This window comes from Chitinophaga sp., assembly GCF_036566945.1.
GTDB lineage: Bacteria > Bacteroidota > Bacteroidia > Chitinophagales > Chitinophagaceae > Chitinophaga.
This window is the reverse complement of record NZ_DATCVJ010001119.1, coordinates 1-9162: the sequence shown is the minus strand read 5'-3', so window position 1 is coordinate 9162 and position 9162 is coordinate 1. Positions and strand designations below refer to the sequence as shown.

The following is a 9162-nucleotide window of genomic DNA, read 5'->3' as shown; positions in this document are numbered from 1 at the left end:
GCGGCGGACGTTAGTTGCATGATGCGTTTTTTAAAGTTTTTGACTACTTTCATATTAGACCAGCCATTTGCCCAAATGGTCACATTTTTTTTATGTGACCACTTTCCTTCTTTGCTGGTCTAACTACCTGATGAAACTATTAAGGCAAATTCAACCCGAAGATGAACTTTTAAAAAAAGCGGCGCTTGGAGACCCGACTGGCATAGCTTATCTGGTGAATACCTATAAGGACTTTGCCTTTACCATCGCCATAGGGATTGTTTCAAACAGGGAGGATGCGGAGGAAGTCGTACAGGATTCCTTTGTCAAAGCATTTGCTGCTCTCGGAAAATTTAACAACAACGCTAAATTTTCCTCCTGGCTTTATAAAATCGTTTATAATACTTCTCTTACGAAAGTTCAGTACAGGAAACCGCCGCCGGTCCCTTTCGATACACAGTACACCGCTGATTTGCCGGGATTATCCGAAAATCAGAGCTGGGATGCCCTTGTTGCTACAGAAAGGAAAAAGTACGTGACGCTGCTACTCAATGAGCTGGCAGCGGAAGACCGGATTATCATCACGCTTCATTATATCGCGGAAAAAAGTATCGGGGAGATTTGTGAGATACTCGGGGCGAATAAGTCTGCTATAAAAATGCGGCTGCTGAGAGGACGTAAGCAACTGGAAACAGCATTACATTTATTACTGAGCCAGGAAAAAAGAAATTTACTATGAATAAAATCAATGACGACAAACTCCGTGCATGGTTAAAAGAAAACGGTACGGTACCAACCACGGAACAGTTTTCTACTGAATTAACGGCGCTGCTGGTACATAAATACAGTACGCCTCCTGTCAGTCGCCCGCTTGAATTCAAAGCCAGCCAATGGCTCGGAAAACTCATTATAGGGGTATTGGTTTGCTTTAACGGATTGCTGCTTGGCTATGTGGGCATCTTATATGTGCCGCCGGTACTGTTGATGTGCCTCCTTGCCGCTATCCTGGGAGTATGGGGAATAATCGGCATGATGAAGAAAGAAATATTGGATCCACACACGGCTACATAAAATAAGACGGCTGCCCCCATTTGAAATGCACCAAAAAGTCAGATACTTGGCGAGCTTCAAATGGCAACAACCGCCTTACACTTATTTATTTTGTAGAGAATTTATACACGGTGGTTTGTGAAAACGTTTCACCCGGCTTCAGGATCGCGCTGGGGAAAGCTGGCTGATTCGGTGAATCAGGGAAGTGCTGTGTTTCCAGGCAAAGTGCGGCGTTCTTCACATACTTCTTACCATCGCGGGTATCCGTGAGGGTACCATCCAGGAAGTTACCGGTATAAAACTGTATACCTGGTTGCGTAGTAGATACCTCCATGAAACGACCGCTGTTCGGATCATACAGGGTAGCGATAGTTTCCAGCTCACCGTCCTTTTTGTCTAATACCCAGTTATGATCATACCCACCTTTTACTTTACCGATATCGGTACCAATTTTCTTAGGTGAAGTAAAATCCATTGGGCCACCTTTTACCGGATCGAGTTTACCGGTAGGGATCAGTTTATCAGTAACCGGAGTATAACGACTCGCTTTCAGAGACAGTTCATGCCCCAGAATGGTGCTGTCTTTACCGGCAGAAAGATTAAAGTAAGCGTGGTTGGTGAGGTTCACCGGAGTAGGCTTATCGGAAGTAGCTTTGTAAGTAATCTGCAATGCGTTATCAGGCGTGAGTGTATACACAACTGTCGCCTGTAAATTACCAGGATAACCTTCTTCTCCGTCTTTGCTGCTATATACCAGCTGCAGACTGCTGTCACCAGCCAGAGTGGCTGTCCATACTACTTTATCGAATCCTTTCAGGCCGCCATGAAGACTATTCACATCATTGTTAGCCGCCAGGGAATATTCCTTTCCGTCCAGTTTAAATTTTGCATTGGCAATCCGGTTGGCGTAACGGCCAATCAGTGCGCCAAAATAAGGCTGTCCTTTTTGCTGGTAGCCAGCTAATGATTCGTAAGATAATACTACGTTTCCTTTCTGGCCCTGTTTGTCGGGTGTGATAATATCGGTAATAGTACCGCCGTAGTTCAGGATTTTCACTTCCATTCCGGCAGCATTCTTCAGGGTGTATTGTAATACTTCCTGACCATCTGCCTGACCAAAGCTGCGTGGGCCACCGGTTGCAGGAGTAGTAACTGATGTGGAATCCTTACTTTCTTCTGTTTTAGCAGCATTGTTGTTGCAGGAAGCCAGTAGGGTTCCACCGGAAATCAATAGGGCCGTCATCGCCTTTAAATTCATGTCCATAACGTATTTTGATATTTTAGTGAAAAAGAGTCACTAAATATCGTGATAATCCGGGTAAAGTCAAATAATTTTATTTAATTTTTGTTGTCAAATGAACAATTAAAAATCGATTGATTAAAATACGTATACTATCTGTCAATAATTGGAAAGTAAGTATACAGCACGCTAGCTAGCTTTATTGGGTTAAATATTGATGAAAAATGAAAAGACTGATCATTACCTGCCTGGCACTGGCAGGATACTATAGCACAACTGCCCAATCCTATGTTCCAGGCTGGAAAGAGCCTAAAATGAAAGTATTGCCTGCCGTTGCCATTAAAGCATATCCCTTTCCGTTAGGAGCAGTGACGCTGCTGGATGGGCCTTTCAAAACAGCCATGCTGGCGGATGCGCATTATCTCCTGAAAATAGATCCTGACAGATTACTGTCGGCCTTCCGTTCCAATGCAGGCCTTACGCCCAAAGGGAAGCAATATGGCGGCTGGGAAACCGGTGGTCTTGCCGGACACACCATGGGACACTATCTTTCTGCCTGTGCCATGCAATATGCCACTACTAAAGATACTGCCTATCTGAACCGCGTGAATTACCTGGTGAGCGAACTGGCGCTATGCCAGCAAAACCGCCACAGCGGATATATTGGCGCATTTCCTAACGACGATAAACTTTGGACGGAAGTCGCCGCTGGTGATATCCGCTCCCGTGGCTTTGACCTCAACGGCGCCTGGTCACCCTGGTACACCGTACATAAAATAATGGCCGGTTTACTGGATGCATGGCTGTATTGCAATAATGCACAAGCGCTGCAGGTCAACAAAGGCATCGCCGACTGGACCGGGAACGTTATCAAAAATCTAACGGAAGCACAAATGCAGAAAATGCTGATCTGTGAATACGGCGGCATGGCAGAAACACTGGTCAACACCTATGCATTGAGTGGCGAAAAAAAATATCTCGACCTCTCCTACCGCTTTTATGATAAACGCATTCTTGATTCACTGGCTATCGGCAAAGATGTACTTCCCGGTAAACATTCCAATACCCAGATACCTAAAGCCATTGCCAGTATCCGCCGGTATGAACTGAATAAAGACAGTAACGACGCTGCCATTGCCACCTACTTCTGGGAAGTAGTGACAAAAGATCACTCCTACGCCAACGGTGGTAATAGCAACTATGAATATTTCGGCGCTGCCAATCACCTCAACGAAGCACTGACAGACAATACCACCGAAACATGTAATACCTATAACATGCTGAAGCTGACCCGGCACCTGTTTGCATTGTCGCCACAGGCCAGGTTAATGGACTATTACGAAAAGGCATTGTACAATCATATCCTCGCTTCGCAGAATCATGAAACCGGTATGATGTGTTACTTTATACCACTCCGCATGGGCGGCCATAAAGAATACAGTGATGAGTTTGAAACCTTTACCTGCTGCGTGGGATCAGGCATGGAAAACCATGTAAAATATGGCGAGAGCATTTACTACAAAGGCGATGACGGCAGTCTGTATGTCAACCTGTTCATTCCTTCTATCCTTCAATGGCAGGAAAAAGGTATTACCCTGAAACAGGAAAACAACCTGCCGGCCGATAATCGTACTACCTTCACCGTTAGTACAAAGCAACCCGTTTCGTTTACACTGCGCATACGCCGGCCAGCATGGGCCAGAGACGGCATTACGCTCCAGGTAAATGGCGCCACACAGCCGCTCACCACCGATGCGAGTGGGTACTTCATCATTCGGCGCAACTGGAAAAACAACGATAAAGTCGCCCTTACACTGCCCGCAGATGTATACACAGAAGCCATCCCCGACAATCAAAACCGGCAGGCACTGTTCTATGGCCCCGTATTGCTCTCCGGTATACTGGGAGAAAAAGAACCCGATCCTGTGACTGGCGTCCCCGTATTGGTAACGGCCAACCACTCCCCTAATACCTGGATCAAACGCACAGATAACAACACCCTCAGCTTTAGGTCCGATGGCTCCGCACAACCAAACGATGTGACACTGACGCCTTTTTATCAGACAAAGAACGAATACTATACCGTATACTGGGATGTATTTTCACCGGAGAGCTGGAAGCAGCAACAGGTGCGCTATGCCGCGGAGAAGAAACAGCAGCAGGAACTCGATGCCCGCACGACAGACATCCTTCGCCCGGGCGAAATGCAACCAGAGCGTGATCATGAATTCACCGGCGAAAAAACCAGCACCGAAGAAGAGCATGGCCGCAAATGGCGCATTGCATGGCCAGAAGGCTATTTCGCCTTCCAGATGAAAGTAGATCCCAATAGCAAACACTCCCTGCAATGCACTTACTGGGGCATGGACAACCGGGGCAGAACATTTGATATTGTGGTAGACGGCACGACTATCGCCACAGAAGACATCAATAAATTCAAGGAGAGCCGGTTCTATCAAATCTCTTATGCGATACCGGAAAACCTGACGAAAGGGAAAGAACGTGTGAGTATACGTTTCGTACCTAAAACGAATAACAGCGCAGGCCCCCTCTACGGCGCCAGAATGGTGAAAGAGTAAAGGTTCTTTCGGATTGTCATCAATAAACAGGCATATTGTTTCCGGGTTACCCGCCCCCCGGAAACAATATGCCTAATCAACTACCACCCACTAACTTCCAAAAAAAAACCGCTGACAGGAGTATTTCCCGCCAACGGCTATACAGCGAAACAGTGGTCCGATTTATTTAGTTATTTTAGTTCTGATCACATAAAAAGACCAGGGGGCTATATTGGTTCGTATAGTCTTTCCCTTTATGTCAATGTTCTGCGTGGCCGGAGAAATATGCATAGGCTGATCCAGTGAATTCAACCCCTGCAGATCATTACTTTTCAGTATCGTTAAATTAGCGTTAGTAGCCAGTTTTACGCCCTGGACCACCAATGCCACCGGTATGGGTGTAGCAGCGGTATTCACGAGTTTCACCACCAGTTCGCCCGTAGTATGATCTACTACTGAAGACGCATATACGCTATCCTGTCCACTGATAACACTGTTCCCTTTCAAAATAGGCACTACCACACTGCCTTTATTATTGGCATACAATTTCTGTACATAATAATTAGGGGTACCATAAGACCGTAGATTATCAAACCAGATGAGATCCGGTGCCCATTGCCAGCCATCTACATGTGCCAGCAGCGGCGCATAGGAAGCCATTACGACTACATCTGTATTGCGTTCCAGCCCGGTCATAAATGCAGCTTCCGCGAGGGCGCACTGCCAGCTGTTTTTATTGTCTCCATTGCCAACACCTTTGCTGTGCGCAGCATATTCGCCGGCAAAGATCTTAGGACCTTTGCGATCGTAGCTATCGTAGCGGGAGGCATTTTTCAGGAACCATTCCGGTGAACTGTAATAATGCTCATCCAGGATATCTGCATGTAATTTGCGCAGGGTATCATTCAGGAAAGTAAATTTATCGCCATCCGGACCAGGTCCCAGGCTATTGATGAGTTGTATGGCCGGATACTTTTCTTTAATCACCTTGGCAAAAATAGTATAACGCTCTACATACTGCGGTCCCCACTGTTCATTGCCAACGCCCATCATCTTCAGGTTAAAAGGCGCAGGATGCCCCATTTTCGCGCGCAAAGCCCCCCAGGTAGTATTTACATCACCATTGGCAAATTCTATCAGGTCCAACGCATCCTGTATGTATGGGTCCAGCTCATTCACCGCCACCACTTCGCTGCTATTAAACTGGCAGGCCATCCCGCAGTTGAGAATAGGCAGTGGCGAAGCCCCAATGTCTTCCGACAACTGAAAGTATTCGAAGAATCCCAGTCCGAATGACTGGAAATAATCCGGTGTTGCACGGTGTGCGAACTCGTTATTCCAGCGGTTCATGATCACTGTTCGTTCATTCACATCTCCCACTGTTTTCTTCCACTGGTAACGGTTACTCAGCTCCCGCCCTTCTACAATGCAGCCACCTGGGAAGCGGAGAAATCCGGGATGCAGGTCAGCCAGCAGTTGCACCAGGTCGGCACGTAAGCCGTTAGGACGCTCTTTCCAGGTATGTTGCGGAAACAGGGAAATCATGTCTACATCTACTACACCCGGACCGCTAAACTGCACCTGCAACTTCGCTTTGGGCACAGTAGCCGAAGCGGTGAAACTGCCTTTATATTGTTCCCAGCTGTTGCCGGTGGGCGCGATGGTAGTACTGCCGATGGCTTTACCTGATTCGTCCAGCAATGTAAGTGTTAGTTTCACTGCTGTACTGGCCTGTTGCCGGGCATACACAGAAAAATTGTATTGTTCACCTGCTTTAATACCCATGCCACGAAAACCTTCATTCACCAATGCAAAACTACGTGTACCCGGTACCGTTACCCGCGCAAAACGGGGATTAGCCGAATTAACAGTCTGACGGTTGATGATCAGTACTTGCCCGTTGTTCGCTGCTTCTTTCGGAATACTCCAGCCCATTAGTGGCATGCTGAATTCAAAAGAACGATTCTTTACCAATTCCGCATAAATGCCACCATCCGCACTCAAGTTAATATCTTCAAAGAAAATACCCCACATATTGGGCGATACCGCGGATTTAATTTCGTTGGCTTTCACGGTAAAGTTCAAGGGCTGCTGCGCTGCTAACGGAGTAGCATACACGCCCAGCAACAGAGAGAACGCCGTAATGAGTTGTTGTGTTTTCATATGTGGTTGATGAAGGCTCCAGGCGCTGCATAATTAAAGAAGCACCTGGTGGTTAAACTCTTTTAAATTGTCTTTAAAACAATTAAAGTAATTGATTTAAAAAAAGTGTTCCGAAAAAACACATGCTTCTTTATATGCCATACCGAGACTAAAATAATAACAATTTTCTATTTGTTAAAGCAGCAAGCTATTCCTACATGCCGCTGTTATGTTGCAGCATATGTGGGTCAGGCACGAAATTGAGGAAGGCATGAAAGTTAGCGTTATACTTTTTACGGTCTACTCTATAGTAAAAGGCGCCTTTCTTGGAACTCAGTTTATCCTTATCCGTTAACTTCACCAGCAACTTGGTAGACAAAATTTTGCGACTGAAATTACCTTTATCGAAAGAGATGTTATACATAGATTCGTACAGATGCTGCAATTGCGGGATAGTGAATTTACCCGGCAACAATTCCAGCAATAAAGGGTGCAGAGCTGCCTTGTAGCGCAATTTTGCCTTTGCCTGATCCACCATTGTCTGATGATCAAAGATCAGATCGGGATGGTGATTAATGGGAAACCACACGGCGTGAAAATCTTCATTCAGCTGTTGCTTATATTTCTGAATATCGATCAGGGCAGTGTAGGCAACAGACACCGTCCGTTCTACCGTATCCCGGGAAGGAGAACTGAAGGTATGCAACTGCTCCATGTAGATGCCATCCAGTCCACTCAGATTCTTAAGTACCCTGATAGCCGCATCTTCTGCACTTTCGCTTTCCTGTACAAAGCCCCCTACCAGACTCCATTGCCCTTTACACGGTTCAAAACCTCTCTGTATCAGCAGCAACTTCAACTCCTGGCCGTCGAATCCAAATATGATACAGTCAACGGCAAATAACACCCTGGTCTGCTGCGAATATCTTTTCATAACGATGAATTAGTGGGTGAAAGTACAAATTAAAGCGCGCGATTTTTTGTCTTACTCAGGATTATACTGATTTTGATGATTTTCAGGATTTTTACTTTGATGATTTTGAAGATTTCGAAAAGATTTTGGGAGATAGAAACGAATATTGCTGCTATATTCCAAAATCTTTTTTAATCCTGAAAAACAAAATCCTGAAAATCATCAAAATCAGTATAATCCTGAGTAAGACAAAAAATCGCACTTTTACCAAAAGCGTATATACAACGCCGATAGTAACAACAAAGTGATTACAATCAGTACGGTTGTAGCCGGGCTGATCTTAAACATCGCTTTATCCAGTACAAACGCTTTGGGATTAATTTTGGGTCCGGCGAAACTGATGCCGACCATGACGATCATGGTAAACATAAAAGCCAGTCCCATACAGATCAGGAACGGAATTTCGTATCCCCCTTTTCCATTGGGATAGGCGGTATAGAAAATAGTTTCATGACCTAATACCGCCGGTGCAAACTGGTTAAAGAAAACACAAAGCGTAAAGCCGGTAATGATACCTGCCACGGCCGCCGCACCAGTGGTACGTTTCCAGAACATACCCAGTAAGAACATGGCAAATACACCCGGGCTGATAAAACCGGTATATTTCTGAATGAAAGTAAATCCGCCTTCACCACCAATGCCCAGCAAATCGTTCCAGGTAAAAAGAATGCCCAATACCATCGCCACGATCACTGTGATACGGCCGGTCCAAACCAGCTTGGCTTCAGACGCCTCTTTGCTGATATATTTACGGTATATATCCAACGTAAAAATAGTAGAAATACTATTGGCCTTACCTGCCAGCGAAGCCACAATAGCGGCCGTTAAAGCAGCAATGGACAAGCCTTTCAGACCGGATGGCAGGAAGCCAAGAATAGCGGTATACGCCCCATCTTTACTTGCCAACCCCGGCAGATGACCATTTTTCTGTAGCACATAAGCGGCAATACCAGGGAGCATCACAATCACCGGCATCATAATTTTTAGCAGTCCGGCAAAGAGAATACCGTTGCGGGCCGTCTGCAAATTAGCCCCCAGTGCACGTTGCGTGATATACTGATTACAACCCCAGTAATTAAGGTTCACAATCCACTGTCCGGCTGCGTACATCAGGATACCTGGTAACACGAGGTACTTGTTGATATATTCCTGCGAAGAAGCCGCATCAGGTTTGGCCAGTATCATATGAAAATGATCCGGCGCATCTTTCATCAGGGCAT

7 protein-coding genes are annotated in these 9162 nt (G+C 45.9%); 3 read left to right on the top strand and 4 right to left on the bottom strand.

Translation table 11 applies throughout. From position 1 onward, the window contains the following. Positions 1 to 94 precede the first annotated feature (94 nt). Together VIP81_RS33585 and VIP81_RS33580 are read left to right on the top strand one after the other, a co-directional pair. Positions 95 to 718, top strand: a complete 624-nt coding sequence (locus tag VIP81_RS33585; RefSeq protein WP_331972695.1) for an RNA polymerase sigma factor — start codon at positions 95 to 97, stop codon at positions 716 to 718. Further along, positions 715 to 1050, top strand: coding sequence for a hypothetical protein (locus tag VIP81_RS33580; protein WP_331972692.1), 336 nt, complete (start codon positions 715 to 717; stop codon positions 1048 to 1050). Before VIP81_RS33585 ends, VIP81_RS33580 begins: the two co-directional genes overlap by 4 nt. A gap of 85 nt (positions 1051 to 1135) precedes the next feature. Here VIP81_RS33580 and VIP81_RS33575 read toward each other — a convergent pair whose 3' ends face one another. Further along, positions 1136 to 2293: an aldose epimerase family protein gene (locus VIP81_RS33575; RefSeq protein ID WP_331972689.1), complete on the bottom strand. Its 1158-nt coding sequence runs from the start codon at positions 2291 to 2293 to the stop codon at positions 1136 to 1138. A 200-nt stretch (positions 2294 to 2493) separates the two neighbouring features. On the opposite strand from VIP81_RS33575, the gene VIP81_RS33570 reads away from it, so the two are divergent. Further along, positions 2494 to 4848, top strand: coding sequence for a beta-L-arabinofuranosidase domain-containing protein (locus VIP81_RS33570; protein WP_331972686.1), 2355 nt, complete (start codon positions 2494 to 2496; stop codon positions 4846 to 4848). 162 nt (positions 4849 to 5010) lie between these two features. Here VIP81_RS33570 and VIP81_RS33565 read toward each other — a convergent pair whose 3' ends face one another. From VIP81_RS33565 to VIP81_RS33555, 3 genes are all read right to left on the bottom strand, one after another. Continuing rightward, positions 5011 to 6990 carry an alpha-L-arabinofuranosidase C-terminal domain-containing protein gene (locus tag VIP81_RS33565; protein WP_331972683.1) on the bottom strand — a complete coding sequence of 660 codons (1980 nt, stop codon included), beginning with the start codon at positions 6988 to 6990 and terminating at the stop codon, positions 5011 to 5013. A 193-nt stretch (positions 6991 to 7183) separates the two neighbouring features. Next, positions 7184 to 7903: an NUDIX hydrolase gene (locus VIP81_RS33560; RefSeq protein WP_331972680.1), complete on the bottom strand. Its 720-nt coding sequence runs from the start codon at positions 7901 to 7903 to the stop codon at positions 7184 to 7186. A 243-nt stretch (positions 7904 to 8146) separates the two neighbouring features. Continuing rightward, a partial coding sequence (locus VIP81_RS33555; RefSeq protein WP_414649457.1) for a sodium:solute symporter family transporter occupies positions 8147 to 9162 on the bottom strand: 1016 nt, incomplete at its 5' end.